Annotated in this window: 29 protein-coding genes; 17 read left to right on the top strand and 12 right to left on the bottom strand. The window is 63.4% G+C overall.

Features of this window, described 5'->3' with window-relative positions:
- Positions 1-51 precede the first annotated feature (51 nt).
- A complete protein-coding gene (locus tag OHD58_RS11760) occupies positions 52-978 on the bottom strand; it encodes a pyridoxamine 5'-phosphate oxidase family protein (RefSeq protein WP_263803466.1) in 927 nt (308 codons plus the stop codon).
- 7 nt (positions 979-985) lie between these two features.
- Positions 986-1,609, bottom strand: a complete 624-nt coding sequence (locus OHD58_RS11755; protein WP_263803465.1) for a glutathione S-transferase family protein — start codon at positions 1,607-1,609, stop codon at positions 986-988.
- 98 nt (positions 1,610-1,707) lie between these two features.
- Here OHD58_RS11755 and OHD58_RS11750 point away from each other — a divergent pair, with 98 nt between their 5' ends.
- Entirely contained in the window at positions 1,708-2,595 is an 888-nt protein-coding gene (locus tag OHD58_RS11750; RefSeq protein WP_263803464.1) for a LysR family transcriptional regulator, read from the top strand.
- A gap of 54 nt (positions 2,596-2,649) precedes the next feature.
- Here OHD58_RS11750 and wrbA read toward each other — a convergent pair whose 3' ends face one another.
- Positions 2,650-3,249: an NAD(P)H:quinone oxidoreductase type IV gene (gene wrbA, locus OHD58_RS11745; RefSeq protein ID WP_263803463.1), complete on the bottom strand. Its 600-nt coding sequence runs from the start codon at positions 3,247-3,249 to the stop codon at positions 2,650-2,652.
- Positions 3,250-3,428: 179 nt separating this feature from the next.
- On the opposite strand from wrbA, the gene OHD58_RS11740 reads away from it, so the two are divergent.
- From OHD58_RS11740 to gpt, 4 genes are all read left to right on the top strand, one after another.
- The gene (locus OHD58_RS11740; protein WP_263803462.1) at positions 3,429-4,169 is read left to right on the top strand and encodes a competence/damage-inducible protein A; all 741 of its coding nucleotides are present in this window, start codon (positions 3,429-3,431) and stop codon (positions 4,167-4,169) included.
- Positions 4,170-4,241: 72 nt separating this feature from the next.
- On the top strand, positions 4,242-4,433 hold the full coding sequence (locus tag OHD58_RS11735; RefSeq protein WP_263803461.1) for a hypothetical protein: 192 nt from the start codon (positions 4,242-4,244) through the stop codon (positions 4,431-4,433).
- Between the two features lie 126 nt (positions 4,434-4,559).
- On the top strand, positions 4,560-5,399 hold the full coding sequence (locus OHD58_RS11730; RefSeq protein WP_263803460.1) for a universal stress protein: 840 nt from the start codon (positions 4,560-4,562) through the stop codon (positions 5,397-5,399).
- 128 nt (positions 5,400-5,527) lie between these two features.
- Complete coding sequence (gene gpt / locus OHD58_RS11725) at positions 5,528-6,025, top strand: xanthine phosphoribosyltransferase (RefSeq protein ID WP_263803459.1); 498 nt, start codon at positions 5,528-5,530, stop codon at positions 6,023-6,025.
- 224 nt (positions 6,026-6,249) lie between these two features.
- Here gpt and OHD58_RS11720 read toward each other — a convergent pair whose 3' ends face one another.
- The 3 genes from OHD58_RS11720 to OHD58_RS11710 all read right to left on the bottom strand — a co-directional run bounded on the left by OHD58_RS11720 (position 6,250) and on the right by OHD58_RS11710 (position 9,765).
- On the bottom strand, positions 6,250-8,277 hold the full coding sequence (locus tag OHD58_RS11720; RefSeq protein WP_263803458.1) for a L,D-transpeptidase family protein: 2,028 nt from the start codon (positions 8,275-8,277) through the stop codon (positions 6,250-6,252).
- A gap of 275 nt (positions 8,278-8,552) precedes the next feature.
- Positions 8,553-8,879, bottom strand: coding sequence for a hypothetical protein (locus OHD58_RS11715; RefSeq protein WP_263803456.1), 327 nt, complete (start codon positions 8,877-8,879; stop codon positions 8,553-8,555).
- Positions 8,880-9,018: 139 nt separating this feature from the next.
- On the bottom strand, positions 9,019-9,765 hold the full coding sequence (locus OHD58_RS11710) for a 3-oxoacyl-ACP reductase family protein (RefSeq protein ID WP_263803455.1): 747 nt from the start codon (positions 9,763-9,765) through the stop codon (positions 9,019-9,021).
- 100 nt (positions 9,766-9,865) lie between these two features.
- Here OHD58_RS11710 and OHD58_RS11705 point away from each other — a divergent pair, with 100 nt between their 5' ends.
- Together OHD58_RS11705 and OHD58_RS11700 are read left to right on the top strand one after the other, a co-directional pair.
- Positions 9,866-10,480, top strand: coding sequence for a TetR/AcrR family transcriptional regulator (locus tag OHD58_RS11705; RefSeq protein ID WP_263803453.1), 615 nt, complete (start codon positions 9,866-9,868; stop codon positions 10,478-10,480).
- Positions 10,481-10,534: 54 nt separating this feature from the next.
- Positions 10,535-10,936 carry a rhodanese-like domain-containing protein gene (locus OHD58_RS11700; RefSeq protein ID WP_263803451.1) on the top strand — a complete coding sequence of 134 codons (402 nt, stop codon included), beginning with the start codon at positions 10,535-10,537 and terminating at the stop codon, positions 10,934-10,936.
- A gap of 10 nt (positions 10,937-10,946) precedes the next feature.
- Here the strand turns inward: OHD58_RS11700 and OHD58_RS11695 are convergent, their stop codons facing one another.
- Positions 10,947-11,429: a nucleoside deaminase gene (locus OHD58_RS11695; protein ID WP_263803450.1), complete on the bottom strand. Its 483-nt coding sequence runs from the start codon at positions 11,427-11,429 to the stop codon at positions 10,947-10,949.
- 148 nt (positions 11,430-11,577) lie between these two features.
- Between OHD58_RS11695 and OHD58_RS11690 the strand changes: the two genes are divergently transcribed.
- Positions 11,578-11,811, top strand: coding sequence for a hypothetical protein (locus tag OHD58_RS11690; protein WP_263803449.1), 234 nt, complete (start codon positions 11,578-11,580; stop codon positions 11,809-11,811).
- Positions 11,812-11,870: 59 nt separating this feature from the next.
- On the opposite strand, the gene OHD58_RS11685 is transcribed toward OHD58_RS11690, so the two are convergent.
- Positions 11,871-12,455 (bottom strand): chloramphenicol phosphotransferase CPT family protein, encoded by a 585-nt coding sequence (locus OHD58_RS11685; RefSeq protein ID WP_263803448.1) that lies wholly within the window; start codon positions 12,453-12,455, stop codon positions 11,871-11,873.
- A gap of 141 nt (positions 12,456-12,596) precedes the next feature.
- Positions 12,597-13,508 carry an alpha/beta hydrolase gene (locus tag OHD58_RS11680; RefSeq protein WP_263803447.1) on the bottom strand — a complete coding sequence of 304 codons (912 nt, stop codon included), beginning with the start codon at positions 13,506-13,508 and terminating at the stop codon, positions 12,597-12,599.
- Between the two features lie 49 nt (positions 13,509-13,557).
- Here OHD58_RS11680 and OHD58_RS11675 point away from each other — a divergent pair, with 49 nt between their 5' ends.
- A complete protein-coding gene (locus OHD58_RS11675; RefSeq protein WP_263803445.1) occupies positions 13,558-14,010 on the top strand; it encodes a MarR family winged helix-turn-helix transcriptional regulator in 453 nt (150 codons plus the stop codon).
- 272 nt (positions 14,011-14,282) lie between these two features.
- Here the strand turns inward: OHD58_RS11675 and OHD58_RS11670 are convergent, their stop codons facing one another.
- Positions 14,283-14,894, bottom strand: a complete 612-nt coding sequence (locus OHD58_RS11670; protein WP_263803444.1) for a pyridoxamine 5'-phosphate oxidase family protein — start codon at positions 14,892-14,894, stop codon at positions 14,283-14,285.
- A 187-nt stretch (positions 14,895-15,081) separates the two neighbouring features.
- Here OHD58_RS11670 and OHD58_RS11665 point away from each other — a divergent pair, with 187 nt between their 5' ends.
- The gene (locus tag OHD58_RS11665; protein WP_263803443.1) at positions 15,082-15,462 is read left to right on the top strand and encodes a nuclear transport factor 2 family protein; all 381 of its coding nucleotides are present in this window, start codon (positions 15,082-15,084) and stop codon (positions 15,460-15,462) included.
- 3 nt (positions 15,463-15,465) lie between these two features.
- Here OHD58_RS11665 and OHD58_RS11660 read toward each other — a convergent pair whose 3' ends face one another.
- Together OHD58_RS11660 and OHD58_RS11655 are read right to left on the bottom strand one after the other, a co-directional pair.
- Complete coding sequence (locus OHD58_RS11660; protein WP_263803442.1) at positions 15,466-15,819, bottom strand: DUF971 domain-containing protein; 354 nt, start codon at positions 15,817-15,819, stop codon at positions 15,466-15,468.
- A 140-nt stretch (positions 15,820-15,959) separates the two neighbouring features.
- Positions 15,960-16,319, bottom strand: a complete 360-nt coding sequence (locus OHD58_RS11655) for a VOC family protein (RefSeq protein ID WP_263803607.1) — start codon at positions 16,317-16,319, stop codon at positions 15,960-15,962.
- Positions 16,320-16,676: 357 nt separating this feature from the next.
- On the opposite strand from OHD58_RS11655, the gene rsgA reads away from it, so the two are divergent.
- The 7 genes from rsgA (at position 16,677) to mobB (ending at position 22,991) form a co-directional block, all read left to right on the top strand.
- A complete protein-coding gene (rsgA, locus tag OHD58_RS11650) occupies positions 16,677-17,732 on the top strand; it encodes a ribosome small subunit-dependent GTPase A (protein WP_263803441.1) in 1,056 nt (351 codons plus the stop codon).
- Positions 17,733-17,972: 240 nt separating this feature from the next.
- The gene (moaA, locus tag OHD58_RS11645) at positions 17,973-18,983 is read left to right on the top strand and encodes a GTP 3',8-cyclase MoaA (RefSeq protein WP_263803440.1); all 1,011 of its coding nucleotides are present in this window, start codon (positions 17,973-17,975) and stop codon (positions 18,981-18,983) included.
- A gap of 128 nt (positions 18,984-19,111) precedes the next feature.
- On the top strand, positions 19,112-19,468 hold the full coding sequence (locus tag OHD58_RS11640) for a hypothetical protein (RefSeq protein ID WP_263803438.1): 357 nt from the start codon (positions 19,112-19,114) through the stop codon (positions 19,466-19,468).
- Between the two features lie 148 nt (positions 19,469-19,616).
- Positions 19,617-20,537 carry a DMT family transporter gene (locus OHD58_RS11635; protein WP_263803437.1) on the top strand — a complete coding sequence of 307 codons (921 nt, stop codon included), beginning with the start codon at positions 19,617-19,619 and terminating at the stop codon, positions 20,535-20,537.
- Positions 20,538-20,641: 104 nt separating this feature from the next.
- Positions 20,642-21,850 carry a multidrug effflux MFS transporter gene (locus OHD58_RS11630; protein WP_263803436.1) on the top strand — a complete coding sequence of 403 codons (1,209 nt, stop codon included), beginning with the start codon at positions 20,642-20,644 and terminating at the stop codon, positions 21,848-21,850.
- On the top strand, positions 21,847-22,476 hold the full coding sequence (mobA, locus tag OHD58_RS11625; RefSeq protein WP_263803434.1) for a molybdenum cofactor guanylyltransferase MobA: 630 nt from the start codon (positions 21,847-21,849) through the stop codon (positions 22,474-22,476). Before OHD58_RS11630 ends, mobA begins: the two co-directional genes overlap by 4 nt.
- The gene (mobB, locus tag OHD58_RS11620) at positions 22,473-22,991 is read left to right on the top strand and encodes a molybdopterin-guanine dinucleotide biosynthesis protein B (RefSeq protein ID WP_263803432.1); all 519 of its coding nucleotides are present in this window, start codon (positions 22,473-22,475) and stop codon (positions 22,989-22,991) included. The genes mobA and mobB overlap by 4 nt, the downstream gene beginning before the upstream one ends.
- Positions 22,992-23,007: the final 16 nt, after the last annotated feature.

Here is a 23,007-nt window from a genome sequence, read left to right as displayed (position 1 = left end):
GCTTCCGGCGCACTCTAGCGGCCTTTGGCATGGCGGCAAGCGGCGGAAGGCTTAGCCCGCCTTACGCCAGGAGCCGGTGCGCTGGGTGAATGGCGAATAGTCGACGAACGTCCAGCGCAATGGGGAAGCCTGGCGGCGGCGCCAGCCGCGCACCGCATGGAACTGCCACGACCGCTCGGCGCCGTCGATCAGTCGGCCGGCGCCGCCGCTCCAGTCGATTTCGGTGGTGCCTTGCAGCTGCAACAAGTCGCCGCGCTCGAAATCGATGAACAGCAGGCCGGCGCGCGGTTCGCCGAGCAGATTGCCCAGCGTGTTGAAGTAGCGGTTGCCGCGAAAGTCGGGGATGGTCAGCGTGTCGCCTTCGACGGCGACGAAGCCGGGCCGGCCGCCGCGATGCGAAATATCCGGACCGCCGGCCTCGCCGCTTTGCGGGCGCGAGCGCGAGGCGACCAAAAACGTGTCGGCGCGGGCGATCATGTTTCGCGCTTCGTCGTCCAGCCCGGCGAGCGGCTCGGCATCGGCAGATATGGATTTGCCCGTATGGGCGATGCGGCCCTGGATGTATTGCGGGCAATTGCCGAAACTCTGGCTTACGGCAACGCTGAAGCCGCTTGCGTCCACCCCTGCGATGCGGCCATTGGCGCGGTTGCGCCGGCGTGTCGAAAAATCGATGCCGAGGATGCCGATTTCCCTGCCTGCGGCGAAGTTTTCCGCCGCGGGGTCGTTTGCGTCCGGCGACACCTCGATGCGCAATGTCACAGGGTCCGGAGAATGGGTAAAACCCGGCGCGCCAGTCAGCATCGTCGCCTGCGGCCAGCCGTCCGGATCAGATGTACCGGCGAACAGGTACGGCAGCAATTCGAAGAAGCCGCGGTGCTGGTCCGGCATGAAATCGCGGATGCCGCCGCCGCCCGAGCCGCCGCCGGCAAGCAGCTGCGCCGCCAGTTCGTCCGGATGGAAGGGCGTATCCCGCTCCATGACGGCCTCACGCGACCTGCGGAATCGGCGAGGCCGGCATCGGCTTGAAATGCGGCAAAGCCTCGACCCTGGCCAGCCAGGCACGCAGCGTCGGGTACGACTCCAACCTGACACCACCTTCCGGCGCATGGGCGACGTAGGAATAACAGGCGAGATCGGCAATCGTCGGATTTTCGGCGGCAAGCCAGTTGCGGCCGGAGAGATGCCCGTCCATGAATTTCAGGACGCGACCAGCGATCGCAGCGCAGGCAGTTGCATCGCCAGGCACTTTGAACTGGGCGATCAGACGGGCATTGCCCGGACCGAAGCGGATTTCTCCGGCGGCGATCGACAACCAGCGCTGCACACGCGCCGCCCCGACGGCGTCCTCGGGAAGCCAGGTACTGCCCGGCGCATACCGCTTCGCCAGATAGACCAGGATCGCGTTGCTGTCGGCAAGCACCAGATCGCCGTCCTCGATCACCGGAATCTGTCCGATCGGATTGAGCTTGCGGAATTCCTCGCTTTGCCGCACGCCGGCGGGAGCGTCGACAAAACGATAGGCAAGGCCAAGCATGCGCAGCAGAAGTTCCACCCGATGCGCGTGACCGGACAGCGCGGTTCCATGAAGCACGATTTCGGTTTTGGCCATGGCGGTTCTCCTTCGACACCGGCCAAGTCTACCCTTGCCGGTTTCCGTGCCAATCTTGTATTCTTGAAAATCATAATTCCGGATTTTGGAATAATCCCGTGGACCGGCTCGACGAACTGACGACCTTCGTGGCGATCATCGACAGCGGCAGCCTGATCGGCGCCGCGCGCAAGCTGCGCCGGTCGCCGCCGCAGGTGACGCGCGCGCTCACCGAGCTCGAAAACCGTGCCGGCGCGCGTCTCGTCGAGCGCACCACCCGCCGCCTGTCGCCGACGGAGGCCGGCAGCGTGCTCGCCGAAAAGGCGCGCACGCTGCTGGGCGATTACGAGCGCATGCTGTCGGGCATTTCGGCCGCACCTTTGCGCGGGCTTCTCAGGGTGACCGCGCCGGTGCAGTTCGGCCGGCGCCACGTCGCGCCCGTGGTCACCAGCTTTCTCGACGCCTTCCCGGAGCTTCAGGTCGAGTTGATCGTTCACGACCGCAATCTCGATCTTCTGGAGGAAGGCATCGATGTCGCGGTGCGCATTGGCCCGCTGTCGGATTCGACGCTTTTGGTGCGCCGGGTTGGCGAGGTGCGGCGGCAGATCGTCGCCAGCCCTTCCTATCTCGAACGGCACGGCATCCCGCAGCGGCCGGCAGACCTTGCAAAACACGACACGATCTTCAATTCGCTGTGGCCCGGGCCGAACGAATGGCGTTTCGGCGGTCGCACGGCGGTGCGTATCTCACCGCGGCTTCTCGTCAACGACGTCGAATCGCAATTGCTGGCCGCGCGTGCCGGGCGCGGCATTGCGCGCGTGCTTTCCTATCAGGTCGCCGAGGATCTCGAGGCCGGCTCGCTGGTCCGCCTGTTGGCGCCGTTCGAACCGCCGCCGCTGCCTGTGCAACTGGTGGCGCGGAGCGGTCCGCACATGCAGCCCAAGGTGCGGGCATTCCTCAACCACGCCGTCGAGGCGTTTCGCGATCTGGACGTCATCCACCAGTAAACAAAACGGGCGGCCGATCGGCCACCCGCTCGCACCCCGCCAGGTCTTCTCGGGTCAGCCGTGCAGTTTCGCGGCGATCTCGGCGACGCGCTTGCCCTGGAATTTCGCACCGTCCAGTTCCTGCGGAGACGGCTGGCGCGAGCCGTCGCCATTGGTGGTCGTGGTCATGCCGTAGGGCGAACCGCCGCGCACCACGTCGTTGCCCATCTGCTCCTGGTAGGCGTAGGACAAGGGCACGATGATCATGCCGTGATGCTGGAGCGAGGCCTGGGTGGAAATGATCGCCAGTTCGGCGCCGCCGTGCTGGGTCGCGGTCGACGACATCACCGACGCCACCTTGTTGACCAGGGCACCCTTGGCCCACAGCGGGCCGGTCTGGTCGAGGAAGTTCTTCAACTGCGCCGCCATGGCGCCGTAGCGCGTCGAGGCGCCGACGATGATGGCGTCGTAATTTTCGAGTTCGAGCGGATCTGCAACTGGCGCCGCCTGGTCGAGCTTGTAGTGCGCTGCCTTGGCGACGGCCTCCGGCACCAGTTCCGGCACCCGCTTGACGGTCACCTCGGCGCCGGCGGAGCGCGCACCTTCGGCGGCGGCGTTCGCCATCTGCTCCATGTGACCCCAGCTCGAATAATAAAGCACCAGTACTTTCGCCATGCCTGTCTCCTTTGGATTTACACGCGGCACCCTGCCACGCGATCTACCGCCGGTTGATCTAGTGGTTCCTTCGTCCAATCAAAGTCGACCAATCGGGGACGCATTGTTCACCAGATCGTCGCTATTGTCGGCTTGACGCGTCCGCGATAGAGCAGGCAGTCACTTTCCGGAGAGTCCCAATGGCCGAAATCGTCACCGCCGCCATGCTCGTCATCGGCGACGAAATCCTGTCCGGCCGCACCAAGGACAAGAACATCGGCCATCTCGCCGACGTCATGACGGCGATCGGCATCGACCTTAAGGAAGTCCGCATCGTACCGGACGAGGAGGACGAGATCGTCGCCGCGGTCAACGCGGTACGCGCCCGCTACACCTATGTGTTCACCACCGGCGGCATCGGTCCGACGCACGACGACATCACCGCCGATTCCATTTCCAGGGCTTTCGGCGTGCCGTGCGAATACGACGCCAGGGCGTATCAAATGCTGGAGGCGAGCTACATCAAGCGCGAGATGGAATTCACCGAAGCGCGCAAGCGCATGGCGCGGATGCCGCGCGGCGCCGAACATATCGACAACCCGGTCTCGCTGGCGCCCGGCTTCCGCATCGGCAACGTGCATGTCATGGCCGGCGTGCCGGCGATCTTCCAGGCGATGCTCGACAATGTCGTGCCAACGCTGAAGACCGGCACGAAGCTCCTCTCCGCCACCGTTCATTGCCCGTTCGGCGAAGGCGTCATCGGCGGGCCGCTGGCGGACATCCAGAAGGCCCATCCCGACACCATCATCGGGTCCTATCCGAAATATCTCGACGGCAAGTTCTGGACCGAACTCGTCGTGCGCGCCCGCACGCAGGAAGCTCTCGATGCGGCGCATGCCGAGGTCGAAGCCATGGTGCTCAGGCTTTCTCCGGGTAACTGACTGCGCTGACGGTAAGCATTATCGCCTACCCCGCCGAACTCCTATATGCTCGGTGGAAGCGTGGGAGGTTTGATGTCCAAGACGGCCAAATTTGACGTGTCTATTTGGTATAATGAAAAGAGCCGCCACATTCACATTGCAGGAGGCGGCTTTCGTTCCACGGTGAACGCCGATCCGGAGAGCAAGCGCTACCACCCCAATTTGTTCAAGAAGCTTGCCCGGGTTCTCCGCGAACAGGGCAAACCAGCGCCAACCGAGAATTAGACGGCCAAAAGCGTTCAGCAAGCTGAGACGCGGTGCGCTGACAAACTCCAGCGCGGAACAATGCCCGATATGATATAGTTTCTCCATCGAAGGCACCGCAGATCGGCGCCGTTCTAGGAGGCTGTCATGACGTTCAAAACGATAGTTGCTGTGGTCCAGGGCGAGAAGGACGAGGACCGGCTGCTCGATTGCGTATTGCCGCTGGCCAACCATTTCAAAAGCCATGTGATCGGCGTCCATGCCGAGGTGATGCCGGTTTCCTACACGACGCCGATGGGCTTTCCCGACGCCGAATTCATCCAGATCAGCAGCGAGCGCAACGTGAAGCGCGCAGCCGAACTCGGCCAGCGCTATTCGGCCCGCTGCCTTGCTGAGGGCGTCTCCGCCGAATGGCGCAGCATGGAGAGCTTTTCGGGCGACAGCGCCCTCTCCTCGCTGTCGAGCGCGCGCAGTGCCGACCTGATCGTGGCCGTCCAATCCAACCCGGACGGCGATTCCATCTCCGGCGCCAACCTCGAAGGCCTGCTTTTCGAGGCCGGCCGGCCAGTTCTCTTCATTCCCTATGCCGCGCCGGTCACCGCGACGTTCCGCAAGGTGCTGATCGCCTGGAACGGCTCGAAGGAGGCCGCGCGCGCCGTCTTCGACGCGCTGCCCTTCATCATGGACGCCGACGAGACGGAAATCCTCGTCGTCGACGCCGAGGAGGACGCCGACGCGGAGAGCGAGGCAGTCGGCACGGAGATCGCCGCAAGCCTTGGCCGCCATGGCGTGCACGCCACCGTCGTCAACGAAAAATCCGCCGGGCTCTCGGTCGGTACCGTGATCGAGAACCATGCCGCGGAAGCGAAACCCGACCTCATCGTGATGGGAGCCTACAGCCATTCCTGGCTGCGCGAATTCCTGTTCGGCGGCACCACCCGCACATTGCTGCAGTCGATGCCGGTGCCGACCTTCATGTCGCGTTGAACAGCTCCGTGCAGCCGCCCGGCGACAAGCGGCGGCGGCACTTGCCAAGTCACCGGCTTTCCGGTTAATTCCGCCCGCATTCCCCGACCTTTCCCGCGCCGCAGGGCGCGCTTCCGGAGTGCGCTGCAATGTCCCTTCCCGAAAAGGCTTTTCCCGTCTCGTGGGACCAGTTCCATCGCGACGCCCGCGCGCTCGCCTGGCGGCTCGCCGGCGTCAACGGCAACTGGAAGGCGATCGTCTGCATCACCCGCGGCGGATTGGTGCCGGCGGCGATCATTTCGCGCGAACTCGGCATCCGCATGATCGAGACGGTGTGCGTGGCCTCCTACCACGAATATGTCGAACAGGGGCAGCTGGAGGTGCTGAAGGAAGTCTCGCCGTCGCTGCTGGTCGACGAAGGCAAGGAAGTGCTGATCGTCGACGACCTCACCGATACCGGCAAGACGGCGGCGATCGTGCGGGCAATGATGCCGCAGGCGCATTTCGCCACCGTCTACGCCAAGCCCAAGGGCCGGCCGCTGGTCGACACCTTCGTAACCGAGGTCAGCCAGGACACCTGGATCTATTTCCCCTGGGACATGGGCTTCACCTACCAGAAGCCGATCGCCGAACATCACGGCGGCTGAACGCGGCTCAAGCACCGAAAGGCAGGTTCAAAGCCAGTGCGACGGCGCTGGTGCGCACCATCAATGTCGAACGTGAATCCGCATTCTCGCCATCGTCGATCCCCTCAAAATGCAGCACAAACGGCTAGTTGTCCTGCCTAAACTTCCCTAGAGGGAAGATGCACCGACGATTTGTTGCGCTCGCGTCAATCAAGCTCTGGATGCGCTTTGTCCACGAAACCTGGCTAGTTGACGGCATCGATCAGAGTGACTGGGTCGATCTGGGCGTTGTCGCCCTGGCCGGCGGTGTTGGCGGCGTCGTCTATTGGATGTTCGCCGGTCGGAATGCCGGTTTCCGGCGTGCCTGACACGGGGTTTGGATCGAGCGTGCCGGCCGGGAGGCGCAGGGTGTCGGTCTTTTCGATCGCCTGCTTCAGCCGTGCGTCGCGGTCGTAGACATCAGGGAAATATTCGACCTTGCCGGACGCATTCGGCCAGGCGGTGAAATAGGCGACATAGACCGGGATCTTGCGGGTAACCTTTTCCGACGAATGGCCCTGGCTGATTTTTTGGGCGACGTAGTCCACGGGCTTGCCGAGAACAGCGGCCGCCATCTCGCGCGGCTGCTGTAGCCGCACGCAGCCATGGCTGAACGCGCGCGAATCGCGATCGAACAGCGCTTTCTGCGGCGTGTCGTGCATGTAGATGGCGTGCTTGTTGGGGAACAGGATCTTCAGTTCGCCGAGTGCGTTGGCTTCGCTCGGCGTCTGCCGCACGCTGTAGGGAACTTTCGATCCGTACTGGCCCCAGGCGATGGCCGATGACGGAATCCGCCTGCCCCTGGAATCGGTCACCTCGTAGCCAGCCCGGTCGAGATAGCCCGGATCGCGGCGCAGCCTCGGCAGCATCTCGTTGACGATGATCGACTGCGGCACGCCCCAATAGGGATTGTAGTCGACCTGCTCGATCTCGTCGTAGAAGAAGCTGGTCTGGTTGGACGGCTTGCCGATGACGGTGCGCATCTTCAGCTTCTCGATGCCGTTCTCGAAATAGGACGCCGTGTAGGCAGGCTGGTTGATGAATACCCGCGTACCGCCAAGATCGTGCGGCAGCCAGCGCATCTGCTCCAGCGCAAACTTCACCTTGTCGAGCCGATCAGCTTTTGAATTGCCGGCAATCGCCGCGACGGTGCGCGGGCCGATGACGCCGTCGCCCTTGAGGCCGGCCTTTTCCTGCGCCGCCTTGATGACCGGAACCAGCTCCGGCATGTAGAGTTCGCTGTTGCCGAGGCGCGCCAGCACCTCGCCATATTCGCCGCCGAACTCGTCATCGACGTTGCGGGCGATGAGCTGCAGTATCTTCGGCAGTTCGGGACTGATTCCGCCGGGTTTCAGCAGTAGCTTGGGATCGACGACGATGTCGTTCTCGGCACTGGCCTCCAGCGCCTCGAGTTCGACGCGCAGCGCCTGGTACTCGGGGCTCTGCGGCTGGCGCGATTCCAGATAGGTGCGGACTTCCTGCGTATGGGCGAGGGTCTTCAGGACAGCGACGAGATCGAGCGGTTTCAGCGGCAGGTCGTGATAACCCGAAAGCCGGTTGGCATCGACGCGGCCGTTCTGCGCGTCGCGCACATAGCGCAGCACACGCGCCGACAGCGTCATCTCGAAGCGGATCAGCTCGCCAAGACGCCCAGCGGTGTCGTCCATCGAGAAGGACGCCTGCGGAATGGCGACGCCATACTCCGCAGGATCGAGCCCATGGCTGCCGGCCTCACCGAGCACGCGCACGGCCTCCTGGGCGCGGCCGTTGGCGGAAAGGCCGGAAACCCAGATGAAATCGGGATTGGCCGCATAGTAGTCGGAGAGCGCCTTGGCGATGTCCTTTTCGGCGAGAAGCTCGAAGTCCTGCAAGCCGGCCAGCGCCTCGCGGAACGTAGCGCCCGTCAACGCGGGTTCGAAGCTGACGGGCTTGGCGGCCGCGGCAAGCGCGGTGAAGCTGGCGGGAACGAGCGCATCGGCCTTGTAGGTGTAGTAGGAAGGGCTGCTGATCTTCGGGGCGGCGCGCTGTTTGGGCCTCCTCGGCGCCGGCGGAAACTCACCGCGCGGCCGGCGGAAATCGCGGCGCTCCCTGGGATACTCATCGCGCGGCGCATATCTGACGCCGCCACCGAACAACCGGTCGAACAGGCCTTGCGCAGACGCCTGGGGTACGCCCAGCCCGAGTGTCATCGCCACGGCGAACACTAAGGAAACTTTTTTGCCCGGATGCATCATGATGACCCTCCGGCTTGTAACCGCCGGTCTCCCCGTTCCACGCCAATCGTGTCGACTTCACCCCGTAGGCCATCCGTTTGCCGCATGGCGGATATGAGGCACCGACTATAGTGATTCATACCCATTTCGTTAAGCTTTTATAAATTTCCGGAACCGGAGGCGAAACCGCGTCACACGCTTTCGTGAGTTATGTGCCTTGCACCGCGAAACGCGGACTGGCCGCCCGGCAACGGAACCGGACGGCCAGGGCTTCGCGCATTCAGGCTGCTCAGCTACTAGCGCCCGGTGCGGTCGCCATCCGGATCGTAGTCGCGGTCGCGGTCCATTGGTGGCTTGCGGCCCGGCTCGTGTTTCATACCGTCTTCATCCCGGCTCCACCCGCCCTGCTGGCGCTTGGGGTCGGTTTCGGCCTGCTGCTGTCCGTCGTCACTGCGCCGGCGGTCCTGATCGCCTTCATCGCCGGCCCAACCGCCCTGCTGGCGGCGCGGATCGGTCTGCGGATCGCTGTCCTGATGCTGCTGGCCGCCGCGGTTGCGGTCGTTCTGCGACCCCTGGTCCCGCCAGGTTTTCTGCTCGTCCGGGCGCTTGTTCTTGTTGGTCATCGTTCTGCTCCTCGTCGTGAGTGCCGATCGAATCCAACGCCGCGCAAGCAGATTTGTTTCAAAAAAATCGGCTATCCGCGCCTCGAGTTTCGGGATGGGCGGTGGCGCACTTATCCGAAACTCGAGGCACCTCGAAGCCTCAGGCGTTGGCGCCGCCATCGATGGTCAACGCCGCGCCGGTGACGAAACGCGATTCCGGGCCGGCCAGCCAGGCGACAAGCCCGGCGATTTCTTCGGCGTCGCCGAAACGCGGCATCGCCATCTTCTGGCGCTGATTTTCGGCGTACGGCCCATCCGCGGGATTCATGTCGGTGTTCGTCGAGCCCGGATGCACGACATTGGCGGTGATGCCGCGGCCGCCGAGGTCGCGCGCCAGCGCCCTGGTCAGGCCGACAAGGGCTGCTTTGCTGGTCGAGTAGGCCGTAAGGCCCTCGTCGGTGACGCGCTCGGCGAGATTGCTGCCGATCGAGATGATGCGGCCGCCCTCGCCCATATGAACCGCCGCCGCCTTGGACGCCACGAACGGCGCGCGCAGATTGACCTCCATGGACTCGTCGAAATCGGCCAGCGACAGACTGTCGATCGGTTCGGCACGCCAGATGCCGGCGCTGTTGACAAGGATGTCGAGCCTGCCAAGCGAAGAAACTGTTTCGGCTACGGATTTTTCGATCGCTACCGCGTCGCGGTTGTCGGCCTGGATGGCGACGGCGCGACCGCCCGCCGCTTCGATCCCGGCGACGATCTGCCGTGCCTTGTCGGGAGAATTCACATAGGTCAGCGCAACGGCAGCACCGTCGGCCGCGAGCTTGCGTGCGATTGCGGCGCCGATGCCACGGCTGCCGCCGGTGACGAGTGCGACTTTGCCGTTCAAACGTGTGTTGGTCATTTCGATTTCCTTTTTTGTAATGATCGATACACAATTCTCTGCCAGCCTTGCGAAAAGACGTCAAGTGAAATATGTATCGATCAATACAGAAAGGTTTTCCATGTCAGCCAGGGGCCGGCCCCGTGCTTTCGACCGCGATGCTGCCCTACGCAGTGCGATGGAGGTTTTCTGGGCCAGGGGATACGAGGGAACATCGCTCACGGATCTGATATCGGCCATGGGCATCAACGCGCCCAGCCTGTACGCCGCCTTCGGCAGCAAGGAGGCGTTGTTTCTCGAAGCGACCGAACTTTACACGCGGGTGGAAGGCACCGGCATCTGGACAGTGCTGGAAACCGCGCCGACGACGCATGCGGCGATCGCAGGTTTCCTCAAGGCGACCGCGGAAGCCTACTCTCAGGACGGCAAGCCGCAAGGCTGCCTGATCGCGCTCGGTGCCCTGCACCATGATACATCGAGCGACATCATCTGCACCGACTTGCGGCGCCGGCGCGCCGAAAATCTCGCCGCCCTGCAACGGAGGTTCGAACGCGGCGTCGCCGAAGGCGAACTGGCGGAAAATTTCGACACGGCAGCGGCCGCGATCTTCTACTCAACCGTGCAGCACGGCATGTCGATCCAGGCACGCGACGGCGCGACCTATGAAGCGCTGATGGATGTGGCGGACGGCGCCATGGCCGCATGGCAGCCATTGATGGCGAAAGCCGGAGCGTGACATACCCTGCCCGCTTTGCTTCAATCCGCAGATTCAAGACGCGAAGGAATGACGATGAAGAAAGGCTACAAGGCGCTGCTTGCTGAAGCGAATACCGAGATCGAAGCGATTTCGCCGGCTGACGCCGCGGCATTGCTTGGCGACGACAGCGTCGTCTTCGTCGATATCCGCGAAGCGGCTGAACTGGAAAACGAAGGGCGGATCGCCGGCGCGAAAAACATGCCGCGCGGCGTGCTGGAATTCTGGATCGATCCGGAAAGCCCTTATCACAAGCCGGTCTTCGCTTCGGGCAAGACCTTCGTGTTCTTCTGCGCCGCCGGCTGGCGCTCGGCGCTGACGACCAAGATGGCGCAGGACATGGGGCTGGCGCCCGTCAAGCACATTGACGGCGGCTTTGCCGCCTGGAAGGCAGCCGGCCTGCCTGTGGAAACGGGGCCGAAGCCGCAACGGACCTGATTGGCGCCAGCTACGCGGAAGCGGCGTGGAAGCGTCGGTGCAGTTCGCGTATTTCGTCCTCGAATTCCGCCACAGGCCCTTCGACGATCACGCCCGGCGCGACCTCCTGTACCGGCAGCGGCCGCACCGGCCCCGGCGGCACGCCGAGTTCGGCCAGCCAGCCGACAAGCTGCTTCGACGACGCCACGTAAACAATGCGGCCGAGCCCGACCCAGGCATGGGCAGCCGAGCACATCGGACAATGTTCTCCGGACGTATAGACCGTCGCCCTGGCCCGCTCCTCAGGAGCCATGTTCATGCCCGCCCAGCGGGCCAGTTCGAACTCGGGATGGCGCGTGCCGTCGCCGCTGGCGACGTGATTGTGATCCTCAGCGAGCACCGTGCCATCACCGGAGACCAGCACCGAGCCGAAGGGCTCGTCACCGACCTCGAGCGCCTTCGCCGCCAGGTCGACACAGCGGCGCAGATGTTTCAGTTCGGTGTCTTGCAGCATGGTCTTCCGCCTTTCGAGTATTCGCAAGGATATGCATCTTACCCCAGGCGATTTCGATATGCCGAATGGAATGCCACAGAAGCCGGCCCGAGCGCGCGGCGAGAATATCCATATTTACGGCGAAAGCGGCCCGGTCTAAGCTGCAAGGATGCCCAAGATCCCTACCGACGTAAGGAAACATCTGGCATCCCGGCGCGCGGTGAAGCATGCGCTCGACCGGCAGAAGGTCGTGATCGTCTCCAAGCGGTTCGGCGAAGGGCACGTGACGACGCGCGTCCTGGTGAGCGGCGAGTACTATGAGGTCGACAACCGTCAGCTCGACCTCCTCGAAATGGGACGCTCGCCGGCGCAACTCGGCATCGAGCCTGTTGCGCATCATTGAGTGGGCGGTGCCAACGCCGCCGTCGCCCTTACAATTCCTCGGCAAGCGCGATCCAAAAATCATTTGGCGGGACGATCTGCAACTCCACGCGCCTGGAGGGCAAGTTCCTCGAAAACTGATGGCGACCGCCGTGCAGTCCAGGCCGACAGCAACCGGGCCGCATAATCCGCAGTCGTCTGCCCTGCAGGAAGCTCAAGATCGTATCGTTGACCCTGATGAACTCGACGAAAATCATCGGCGGCGCTGCCTGTCCGCCGGTCTCCACGAAGTGTTTCCCTTTTGACGAGATCATCAAGGTCGCAGTGTAGCCCCACGAAGAACACGTCAAAGGGTTCGAGCAACAAGGCCAGGTTGGATGTCCATTGCGGTTCCTCAAGGATGTGTTCCAGCAGGAGATTATTGCCAGCCGAGGCATAGGCGACGAGAGAGCGATGGAACCCTTCGAAAAAGCTATCGCGGTATTCCGTCCACTCGAAGTCGCCTTGCCGGAACCTGCCCATCGGCAGCACTCCCGAATCGCGAATATGATCAATGGAAACGTGCCAGAACGGCTCGGTGATTTGTGCTTGAACCGCACGCGCCAAAGTGGTTTTGCCGCTGCTGGACGCACCATGAATGAAGATTATTTTGGCTCGTTCTTTCATCTCTGACTTCAATCTCGCAACGGCTCCTTGCGGTACTGTGTTGCGTCCATTGAAGCAAAACGAGCAGCCAAGTGGCTCCTCATTCCGAGCACATGCGTAGCGGCAACTGTCAGCCTATGGCTTTGAAAATGCTGCCTGAACCTAATGCACCAGTTCCGGCTGCTTTTGCTCGGCGACGAAGCGCACCGATTCGTCGACGACCTCGGGGTCAGCGAGGATGCGCCGGTGGCCGAGGCCGCGCGCCCAGTAAAGGTGCACATGGTCGCCGGCGGCGGCGAACATGCGGGCGCTGTCGGGCGACACTTCGCGATCGTCGGGCGCATGGATAACCAACGTCGGGATCGGCGTCAGCGCCAGTTGCTCCGAGCCGACGAACTGCGACAGCGGCCGGCCGGCGATGCGCTCGACCTGGTCGTTGACGGCAATCTGCGAACGCGGCCCGAGATTGAGGAAGCGGCCGAAGTCCTCGAAGATCGCCGGCATCGAACTGGGCGCCGCGATCAGCACCAGCCGCTCAGCGGCGAGCGGGGGGATGCCTTCCACCGAGCCGACGGCGGCATTGACCGCCACGGCGCCGCCGAAGGAATGGCCGACAACCGCCTTGAACGGGCCGAACCACTCGCCGACGGCGCGCACCGCATCGACGGCCAGCACCATGTTCAGCCGGCGGCCGCTCGAATGACCATGGCCCGGCAGATCGAGCGAAATCACGCGGTGGCCGGCGTCGCGAAACCCTTCGACGACGGTTTTCATGTATTCGGTGCGCGAATGCCAGCCGTGGATGACGAGGACGGTTCCGGCAGTCGGGGCACTGTCCAGCGGACGGAAGTCGAACACCGTCACGGAGCCGGATTTGATCGGCAGGCAGTGGCGGCGCCCCTCGGCCATGAAGCGGGCCGCCTGGTCGATCGCCTTCTGCTCGCGCGGCGACGGCGCGTTGGGATTGGCGGTGCGGCAGAAGATTTCGAACGCCGCGCGCCCGGTGAGGCGTGGCGCCACATGTTCGGCGGCGCCAAATACGCTACGGATGACCTTGCGAGCAAACGATGCCATAGTGGTGATCCTGGAAAAATGGTTCAATCATGAACATATTAGTTCAAGCATGAACAAAAAACAAGACCTGCCCTGGGACAATCCGCGATTCCGCAACTGGATCGCGCTCGTACGCGCCGAGAAGGCCGTCGTCGCCGCGCTGACCAAGGCGCTGCAGCCGCTCGACCTGAAGCTGGCGCAACTCGACATGCTGATGAACCTCTACCGGCACCCCGGAATGTCGCAGCACGACCTGGCGCGTAAGCTTTTGGTCGGCCGCTCGAACATCACGATGCTCTTGCCGCAGATGGAGGCGCGCGGCCTGCTGCGGCGCGAGAGCGACGCGAAGGACAAGCGGGTGATGCGACTGGCTCTCACCGAAGATGGAGAGACGCTGCTGATGGAGGCGCTGCACGTCTACACCGGCCTGATCGAGCGGGTGATGGCGCAGTCGACGCCTTCCGAATGCGACAAGATGGGCGGCATGATGCAGCGCATTTCGGATATGCTGAAGGCAGAGTGAGCGGCCAGTCCGTCCTTCGAGGCTCGCCCGGTAATGTTTAAATCCGGCCCGAAAGCATGCCGCGGGCTCGCACCTCAGGATGAGGAATGTCGGCGCCACGACGCCGGTTCTGCGACGCTCCGGAACCTGGCCAAAACCCTTGTGACGTGGAGAAAGCTTACGCAAGGTGCAGCGTTGGCACCACGGTCCTCATCCTGAGGTGCGAGCCCGCGGGGCCGTTCCCTAGCTGGACATGAACCTCAGCTGGCGAGCCTCGAAGGACGCACCAAAGCCTACCACATCGATTTTTTTGCCCGCTCCGGCCATTCCCTGTCGTAGGTCTCGCCATCGATCGACTGCCGGCTGGTGACGGCAAGGATCCGGCCGGGCGTCGGCAGGCTCTTCGGGTCGACGTGTCTTGCCGGATTCCACAATTCCGAACGGTGGATGGCACGAGCGCACTGGAAATAGACCGAATCGACGGCAACCACCGTCACCGACCGGGCCGGCTTGCCCTCGACCGCGAACGACGCGCAAAGCTCGGGATCGATCGAGATCCGCGCGCGGCCGTTGACCCGCAAGGTGGTGCCGGAACCCGGCACCAGGAACAGCAGCCCGACACGCGGGTCGCGGATGATGTTCTTCAGCGAATCGGCGCGGTTGTTGCCGCGCCGGTCGGGCATCATCAGCGTCCTGTCGTCATGGACGCGCACGAAGCCGGCAAGGTCGCCGCGTGGCGAACAGTCGAGCCCTTCCGGGCCGGCGGTCGCCAGCCCGACGAACGGCGAGGCCTCGATGAAAGCGGCGTATTCCGGAATGATGCGGTCGAGTTCCTTGACCAGCGAGGCTTCGCCGGGAAGGCCGTAAAGCGCTTCGAGCTGTTCGATCGTGGAAATCACATGCATCGGAAACCTCTTATGCCGTGCGCCCGCTCGAAGCAGTCGTTAAAGGCAGAATATCTCAATTTCAAGAAACGGGTGTCGGCAGCCGGGCTGCGATCCTAGTTCCATCGGCCTCAACGCATCGATGGAGCATCGCAATGACCGAAATAATCCGCAGGCGGCGTCCGGCACTCGAACTGCTGAAACACACATGTTCGAAGTGGAGATGCGGCTCATCCAGTCGGATTCCGGTGATGTTGAGCAACTCGCCGAAGCCTTTCATCGCGACGTCGTCATACACGAACCGGCGTCGCTGCCCTACGCCGGAGATTGGAGGGGGCTGGAACAACTCGCGGCACTGTTTCGAAAGATGCGGGAGGTGTGGAGCGACATGAGTTTCGACCAACTGGAGGCGGCGCGCGATGGCGACACCGTATTCATGCGCTGCACCCTTTCAATGACCTGTCGCGCCAACGGCGCCAGGATCGTGCAGCCCTTTGCCGAAGTGCTTCACTTTGACAACGACCTGCTGGTCGACGGCACGCCGTTCTATTTCGATACTGCCGAGATCGTGGCGGCGCTTGAACGTTGAACTTCAGCGGTCCCGGCTGAGCTTCTTCTCAGCAAGTTCATCGAGATAGGCCTGCCAGCGCACGTCCTTTTCGTGGCCGAGCGTATGCAGATAGGTCCAGGTGTAGATGCCGGTGTCGTGGAAATCGTCGAAGACGATGCGCACCGCGTAATTGCCGACCGGCTCGATTTTCGTGATCGTCACGTCCTTCTTGCCGGGCACGGTGACGCGCTGCTCCGGCGAATGGCCCTGCACTTCGGCAGAGGGAGAGACGACGCGCAGGAATTCCGCGGGCAATTCGAGCGGCGCGTGGTTGGGGAACGTCACGGTGAGCAGCTTGCGGTCCTTCGAGACGCGGAGTTCCTTCGGCGCGGTCATTTTTCTTCCCGTTGTTCGACGGCCACCGGTTACGCCGGTTTTGGTTGGAGCGGAAGCGGGAAACGCGATCGTTTGACAACCCCGGCGCTTCCAACCGCATCAAGTAACGACGAAACAAGCCGCTACCTGGTCGCTCATGCCTATCCGTTACAGCGAAATGCACGACTTGAGATGGAGATCGGATTGCCGCACGGGTCATGGGCGTTGGCGAAGACGTAGCCGTTGGCCCGATGCAACGCCCCGAATTTCAACCCGTGGCTTGCGCATTTTGCGGAAAAGACCTCGACATTTTCGATGTCGAAGACCAGTTTTACCGTCGATTGGCCGCCCTTCTGTCCCTTGGCGGCCTGGTGAACCATGATGCAGGCGCCTTCGTCGCCAACCAGTTCAACAATCCGGTCGCCTTCCTGCCTGAAAGCTTTGAAACCAAAATGCTTTTCGTAAAAGCTTACGGTTTCCTCCACATCGCGTGCGTAAAGAAGAATTCTACCCAGCCGCAAACAACCAATCCTTCCCACAGCACATGATACGTCCGGATTATCGAGCCACCCGTCGCCAGGAGCCAGCACTAAATTCGCAAGACGCGAGCCGGCTGCTGGACACCGCGGCCCTCTGTCGGCATAATCCGACCATCCGCAACGCGAGCCGCAAAGGAGACGTTGAATGATTGCCGTCATCTCCCGACCGGCTGGCGAAGCCGGATAGCGGTGGTGTGTTCCTGCCTCAGATCCTGTGGCAGGTTCCTTCCAATTCCCTACCCTTTCTCGACCAGCTGAATTCCCGACGCCTTTGCCGCTTGCGGCGAGGGTTTTCCCGATCGTGTCCGCCTGCGGGCGGCACAAACTGGTACGAGAACAATGACATCCCAGATTTCCCTGCTGGCCGACTTCGGCTGGAACAATTTTTTCGCATCCCAACTCGACCTCGGCGACCCCGGCGTACCGGTGCGCGTGATGGCGGTGCATCGCGACCGCCTGCATGTTGCCGGTCCGGCCATCGATACGTTCACGCCGCCGTTCACCGACACGCCCGGCGACGATGGATCCGCCGCCACGGTCGGCGACTGGCTGCTTCTCGACTTCGAGACGCTGCGGCCGCGCAAGCTTCTGCAGCGCCGGAGCCTGTTCAAGCGCCGCGCCGCCGGCACCGGCCGGAAACTGCAGCTCATCGCCGCCAACGTCGACACGTTGTTCATCGTGTCATCGTGCAACCAGGATTTCAGCCCGGCGCGGCTGGAGCGCTACCTGGCACTGGCACGCGAGGCGGAGGTGACGCCGGTGGTTGTGCTGACCAAGGCCGACCTCGCCGACAATCCGGGCGACTTTGCCCGTGAAGCGGCGAAGCTGCTGCCGGGGCTGCTGGTCGAGGTTCTCGATGCCCGGGAAGCCGACAACGCGGCCTGCCTGCTTCCATGGTGCGGGCGCGGCCAGACGGTCGCGCTGGTCGGCTCCTCCGGCGTCGGCAAGTCGACGCTGGTCAACACGCTGATCGGGATGGATCAGGCCGCCACGCAAGGCATCCGCGCCGACGACGACAAGGGAAGGCACACGACGACCGGCCGCGAACTGCACAGGCTGCCCGCCGGCGGCTGGCTGATGGACACGCCGGGAATGCGCGAGTTGCAGCTCACCGACGCCGGTTCGGGGCTGGACGAGCTGTTTGCCGATGTCATTGCCGCCGCGCGGAATTGCCGTTTCAGCGACTGCCGGCACGAGACCGAGCCCGGCTGCGCCATACAGGCAGCGATCGCAAGCGGAGAGATCGAGGCGGACCGGATCAGGCGCTGGCGCAAGCTCGCCGCCGAAGAGGTCTACAATACCGAGACACTGGCGGAGCGGCATGCACGCAGCCGCGTCTTCGGCAAGATGGCCAGGAACGCGATGGCCGATAAAAGATTCCGCCGGGGAGAATGACGGCGGCCGCGACCTCTCCCGGTTCTCCCCGCATCCGGCAATTCCGGCCAAGTCGGTCAAATCCTGATGCGGGGATCGCCAACTCGGCCAATTCGTGGCCCAAAACGCCGCCATTGCGGCGCCCGCATGCCCAATGTTACCAAAGGACGAGGCGGCAGGCCTTGAATGGCGCGCCGAGTTAAACGACATGAGAGAAGCCGGCTTCGTGACGAACGCCGGACAACGGGACCGAAGCACAGCATGGCATTTCATGATACCAGCATGATCGACCCGTTCGGACGCGCGATCTCCTATCTGCGGGTCTCGGTGACCGATCGTTGCGATTTCCGCTGCACCTACTGCATGGCGGAAGACATGGCGTTCCTGCCGAAGCGGGACCTCTTGTCGCTCGAGGAACTCGACCGGCTGTGCACGGTGTTCATCGAGAAAGGCGTCAGGAAGCTGAGGCTGACCGGCGGCGAGCCGCTGGTGCGCAAGAACATCATGCACCTGGTGCGCGAACTGTCGCGGCACCTGAAAAGCGGCGCGCTGGAAGAACTGACGCTGACCACCAACGGCTCGCAGCTCTCGCGTTTCGCGCAGGAACTCGCCGATTGCGGCGTCAAACGCATCAATGTGTCGCTCGACACGCTGGATGCCGACAAGTTCCACGCGATCACCCGCTGGGGCAATCTTTCCAAGGTCATGGAAGGCATCGATGCGGCACAGGCCGCCGGCCTCAAGATCAAGCTGAACGCGGTTGCGCTCAAGGGCTTCAACGACGCCGAACTGCCGGAAATGCTGCGCTGGGCGCATGGCCGCGGCATGGACCTGACCGTTATCGAGACCATGCCGCTTGGCGAAATCGACGTCGACCGCACCGACCAGTATTTGCCGCTGTCGCTGCTGCGCGCCGATCTCGAGCGGCAGTTCACACTGACCGACATCCCTTACAAGACCGGCGGACCGGCGCGCTATGTCGAGGTTGCCGAGACCGGCGGCCGGCTGGGCTTCATCACGCCGATGACGCATAATTTCTGCGAGAGCTGCAACCGGGTGCGGCTGACCTGCACCGGCACGCTCTACATGTGCCTGGGCCAGGAGGACGCGGCCGATTTGCGCGCACCGCTGCGTGCCTCCGAAGGCAACGAGCTTCTATCCGGCGCCATCGACGAGGCCATCGGTCGCAAGCCGAAAGGCCACGATTTCATCATCGACCGCCGCACCAAGCGCCCGGCGGTCTCGCGCCACATGAGCGTGACTGGTGGCTGACGTCGGGGGCCAAAGGCCTTAAGAAACCGCGCCAAAGCACATGAAAACAATGGTTTTGCCGATTTACCGGCCCAGCGTACCAGAATAATGTCCCACTCGGCGCGAATGACGCGCCGTGGGGGAAAATCATGAAGAAACTTCTGACGTCCGCATTGTTCGGACTGTGCATCGCCGCGCCGGCTTCGGCGCAATCCATCGGTGGCACCTACACGGTCGAGGGTACCAACCTCGACGGTTCGTCTTACAGCGGCACCGCCGAGATCACGCTCACCAGCGACACCACCTGCACCATCCACTGGGTGACCGGCGGCACGACCTCTGACGGCATCTGCTCACGTAACGGCGACGCATTCGCGGCAGCCTATGTGCTCGGCGATGTGTTCGGCCTCGTCGTCTACAAGGCCGACGGCGACGGCACGCTCGACGGCCTATGGACCATCGCCGGGAAAGACGGCAACGGCACCGAGGTGTTGAGCCCCGAATAACTTGACGCGGGGACAGGCGGCGCGCTGACGCGTCACCGTCTGTTCCCTGCGCAACCCGGATCGCGGCTGGCCTGGCCCAGCCGAATAGCATTGCGGTTTCACGACCGGATGCTACATGGCGAAGATTCTCCAAACCCGGAAATGTTCTTTGCCCCTCTCCCCGAACCTGCGCGGCGCCTTGTTCATGGCGGTCTCGATGGCCGCTTTCACGGCCAACGATGCAATCAGCAAGATGATGTCGCTTTCCATGAACATGGGGCAGGTCATGCTGGTGCGCGGACTGTTCGCGACCGCGATGGTCATACTGCTTGCCTGGCATCGGGGGGCATTGAAGCGGCCCTCGCATATCCTGCATCCGTTGATGGCCGTCCGCGTTGCCGGCGAGGTCGGCGCAACCGTGGCTTTCCTGGTCGCGCTCGCCCACCTGCCGCTCGCCAATGTATCGGCGGTGATGCAGGCGCTGCCTCTGGCCGTCACAATGGGCGCGGCGCTGGTATTCGGCGAAAGCGTCGGCTGGCGCCGCTGGGTGGCCATCGCGGTCGGATTCACCGGCGTAATGATTATCATCAGGCCGGGCTTCGAGGGTTTCAGCGCCTATTCGCTGCTGGCGCTTGCCAGCGTCGGCTGCTGCGCCGTACGCGACCTCGCCACCAAGCGAATCCCGTCGCATATCCCGACGCTGCTGGTGTCGACCGTAACGGCATTGTCGGTGACCCTTTGCGGAGCGTTGCTGATCGGGCCGATGGGCGGCTGGACACCGCTCAGCACCGGCGAGACCGGGGCTTTCGCCGTGGCGGCCGCACTGCTGCTTGTCGGCTACCAGTTCATCATCATGGCGATGCGCGAAGGCGAAATTTCCTTCATCGCGCCATTCCGCTACACCGCGCTGCTGTGGGCGCTCCTGCTTGGCTACCTGGTGTTCGGCGACAGACCGGACCAGGCAATGATTATCGGTGCGGTCATCGTCGTCGCCTCCGGCCTCTATGCACTCTACCGCGAGCGCATCCTGGGACGGCGCAAGCCGGCGGCGGAAAGCACCGGGCCGGCGATGGCGCCGGACGGTATGTGATTGCAGCGCTGCAGCCACTGCGCCGGCCGGGCACGGCGCTCAGGTGACACGCGGTAGAAGCTGGCTTAGACCAGCCATGGGATTCGGCGGCGCGAGGAGGTTTGATGGCCGGGACATTTTTCGACCGCAGGAGCGAACCGCACATCCTGACGCTGGTGCTCGCGACAGCCGTCGGCGCGCTGTCGATCAACATATTCCTGCCGTCGATGCCGAACATGGCCCGCTATTTCGACACGGAGTACGCGCTCGTCCAACTGGCCGTTTCACTCTATCTCGCGGCCACCGCCCTGCTCCAGCTCTTCATCGGCCCGGCTTCCGACCGCTTCGGGAGACGGCCGGTTATGCTCGCCTGCATGACGGTCTTTTTGGTCGGTACCCTCGGGGCTATCTATGCGCCGACGATCGAGGCTCTTTTGGCCTGCCGCCTGCTGCAGGCGTTTTCGGCGGCCGGCATCGTGCTCGGGCGGGCCGTCGTGCGCGATACGGTCGACGCCGCCCATGCCGCGAGCAAGATCGGCTACGTCACCATGGGCACGGCGTTGGTGCCCATGATCGGCCCGATGATCGGAGGCTTTCTCGACGAAACCTACGGGTGGCAGTCGACATTCGTGCTGACGCTCGTCTTCGGGCTCGTCGCGATAGCGATCATCTATCTCGACCTGGGTGAAACCAACCACAGCCGTTCGGCAAGCCTCGCATCGCAGTTTCGCACCTATCCGGAACTGCTGCGCTCGCACCGTTTCTGGGGCTATGTGTTCACCGCGGCCTTCACCTCGGGCGCGTTCTTCGCCTTCCTCGGTGGCGGCCCTTACGTCTCATCCGAAATCCTGAAACTGTCACCGTCGCAATACGGCTTCTATTTCGGCATCCTCTCGGTCGGTTACATGCTCGGCAATTTCTGTTCGGGCAGGCTGTCCAGCCGCATCGGCATCAACCGCATGATGCTGACGGGCAACATCATCGCCGCGGCCGGCATGCTCTTGTCCATCGGCCTGTTCACGCTCGGGTACAACCACCCGCTTTGCCTGTTCGGTCCGGCCTGTTTCGTCGGTGTCGGCAACGGCATTACCTTGCCCAACTCCAATGCCGGCATCGTCAGCGTCAAGCCGCATCTTGCCGGTTCCGCCTCCGGCCTTGGCGGCGCCATGCAGATCGGCGGCGGGGCGGCACTTTCCGTCGTCGCGGCGGCGTTGCTTTCGCCCGAAACCGGCCCCTTCCCGCTGCTTTGGGTGATGTTCCTCTCGTCAAGTGCTGCCGTGGTCGCCACATGCTACGTCATGTATATCTCGCGACAGGCGGGTGAGGTGCGATGACCGGCAGGATTCCCGCGGTCATCCTTGCCGGCGGCCGTTCGACCCGGATGGGCGGCGGCGACAAGGTGCTGAAACCACTCACGGGGAAGCCGGTGCTGGCGCATGTAATCGAACGCCTCAGGCCGCAGGCCGGTCCGATCGCCCTCAACGCCAACGGCGATCCTACGCGCTTCGAAAGTTTCGGGCTGCCGGTGATCAGCGACACGGTTGCCGGCTTCGCCGGACCGCTGGCCGGCATCCTGGCCGGAATGGAATGGGCTTCGCAGGCAACCGGCAGCCGGCATTTGCTAAGCGTTGCCGGCGACACGCCGTTCTTTCCGGCCGACCTGGCGGAACGGCTCCTGAATGCCGCCGGCACGCACCAAAAGCTCGTGCTGGCGCATTCCGGCGGCGGGGCGCATCCGGTTTTCGGACTGTGGCCGCTCGATCTTCGCGGCGACCTGCTACGCTTCCTGACTGATGCCAAAACCTTCAAGGTGATGGCGTTTGCCGAGACCAGCGGGTACATGCTCGCGGATTTCCCGATGGCGACGGCGGGCGGCCGCGAAGTCGACCCGTTCTTCAACGTCAATACCGCCGATGAGCTTGCAGCCGCGGAAGCCATCCGCGCGGAATGGGCACCATGACACCGCGCGTCTTCGGCATCACCGGCTGGAAGAATTCCGGCAAGACCACGCTCACAGAGCGCCTGGTCACCGAACTGACGCGGCGCGGCTGGAAGGTTTCGACAGTCAAGCATGCGCACCACGATTTCGATATCGACCAGCAAGGCACCGACAGTTTCCGCCATCGTGCCGCCGGCGCCTCGGAGGTCGCCATCGTGTCCGGCCGGCGCTGGGCGCTGATGCATGAACTGCAAGGCGACACCGAACCGTCGCTCGATGCGATCCTGGCACGGATATCACCTTGCGACATCGTGCTGGTCGAAGGTTACAAGCGCGAAACCCACCAGAAGATCGAGACGCGGCGGCTCGACGCGAAGGATCGCGCGCCGCTTTCGGCAAGCGATCCGCACATCGTCGCCATCGCGGCTGATCATCCGGTCGAGGACGAATCCGTGCCGGTTTTTCCGATCGACGACATCGCTCCCATTGCCGATTTCATCGAGAAGGCGACCGGGCTGACGCCAGCCAAAGCCTAGCCGGCACCTTCCTCTA

The organism is Mesorhizobium sp. ZC-5, from assembly GCF_025753855.1.
Classification (GTDB): Bacteria; Pseudomonadota; Alphaproteobacteria; order Rhizobiales; family Rhizobiaceae; genus Neomesorhizobium.
Note: the sequence above shows the minus strand (reverse complement) of the source record. Positions and strands in the feature narration are given on the sequence as shown.

Coding starts and splice junctions, on each gene's coding strand:
- OHD58_RS11760 (WP_263803466.1), bottom strand. CDS start 978: ATGGAGCGGGATACGCCCTTCCATCCGGACGAACTGGCGGCGCAGCTG.
- OHD58_RS11755 (WP_263803465.1), bottom strand. CDS start 1,609: ATGGCCAAAACCGAAATCGTGCTTCATGGAACCGCGCTGTCCGGTCAC.
- wrbA (WP_263803463.1), bottom strand. CDS start 3,249: ATGGCGAAAGTACTGGTGCTTTATTATTCGAGCTGGGGTCACATGGAG.
- OHD58_RS11740 (WP_263803462.1), top strand. CDS start 3,429: ATGGCCGAAATCGTCACCGCCGCCATGCTCGTCATCGGCGACGAAATC.
- OHD58_RS11735 (WP_263803461.1), top strand. CDS start 4,242: ATGTCCAAGACGGCCAAATTTGACGTGTCTATTTGGTATAATGAAAAG.
- OHD58_RS11730 (WP_263803460.1), top strand. CDS start 4,560: ATGACGTTCAAAACGATAGTTGCTGTGGTCCAGGGCGAGAAGGACGAG.
- gpt (WP_263803459.1), top strand. CDS start 5,528: ATGTCCCTTCCCGAAAAGGCTTTTCCCGTCTCGTGGGACCAGTTCCAT.
- OHD58_RS11720 (WP_263803458.1), bottom strand. CDS start 8,277: ATGATGCATCCGGGCAAAAAAGTTTCCTTAGTGTTCGCCGTGGCGATG.
- OHD58_RS11715 (WP_263803456.1), bottom strand. CDS start 8,879: ATGACCAACAAGAACAAGCGCCCGGACGAGCAGAAAACCTGGCGGGAC.
- OHD58_RS11710 (WP_263803455.1), bottom strand. CDS start 9,765: ATGACCAACACACGTTTGAACGGCAAAGTCGCACTCGTCACCGGCGGC.
- OHD58_RS11705 (WP_263803453.1), top strand. CDS start 9,866: ATGTCAGCCAGGGGCCGGCCCCGTGCTTTCGACCGCGATGCTGCCCTA.
- OHD58_RS11700 (WP_263803451.1), top strand. CDS start 10,535: ATGAAGAAAGGCTACAAGGCGCTGCTTGCTGAAGCGAATACCGAGATC.
- OHD58_RS11695 (WP_263803450.1), bottom strand. CDS start 11,429: ATGCTGCAAGACACCGAACTGAAACATCTGCGCCGCTGTGTCGACCTG.
- OHD58_RS11690 (WP_263803449.1), top strand. CDS start 11,578: ATGCCCAAGATCCCTACCGACGTAAGGAAACATCTGGCATCCCGGCGC.
- OHD58_RS11685 (WP_263803448.1), bottom strand. CDS start 12,455: ATGAAAGAACGAGCCAAAATAATCTTCATTCATGGTGCGTCCAGCAGC.
- OHD58_RS11680 (WP_263803447.1), bottom strand. CDS start 13,508: ATGGCATCGTTTGCTCGCAAGGTCATCCGTAGCGTATTTGGCGCCGCC.
- OHD58_RS11675 (WP_263803445.1), top strand. CDS start 13,558: ATGAACAAAAAACAAGACCTGCCCTGGGACAATCCGCGATTCCGCAAC.
- OHD58_RS11670 (WP_263803444.1), bottom strand. CDS start 14,894: ATGCATGTGATTTCCACGATCGAACAGCTCGAAGCGCTTTACGGCCTT.
- OHD58_RS11665 (WP_263803443.1), top strand. CDS start 15,082: ATGTTCGAAGTGGAGATGCGGCTCATCCAGTCGGATTCCGGTGATGTT.
- OHD58_RS11660 (WP_263803442.1), bottom strand. CDS start 15,819: ATGACCGCGCCGAAGGAACTCCGCGTCTCGAAGGACCGCAAGCTGCTC.
- rsgA (WP_263803441.1), top strand. CDS start 16,677: ATGACATCCCAGATTTCCCTGCTGGCCGACTTCGGCTGGAACAATTTT.
- moaA (WP_263803440.1), top strand. CDS start 17,973: ATGGCATTTCATGATACCAGCATGATCGACCCGTTCGGACGCGCGATC.
- OHD58_RS11640 (WP_263803438.1), top strand. CDS start 19,112: ATGAAGAAACTTCTGACGTCCGCATTGTTCGGACTGTGCATCGCCGCG.
- OHD58_RS11630 (WP_263803436.1), top strand. CDS start 20,642: ATGGCCGGGACATTTTTCGACCGCAGGAGCGAACCGCACATCCTGACG.
- mobA (WP_263803434.1), top strand. CDS start 21,847: ATGACCGGCAGGATTCCCGCGGTCATCCTTGCCGGCGGCCGTTCGACC.
- mobB (WP_263803432.1), top strand. CDS start 22,473: ATGACACCGCGCGTCTTCGGCATCACCGGCTGGAAGAATTCCGGCAAG.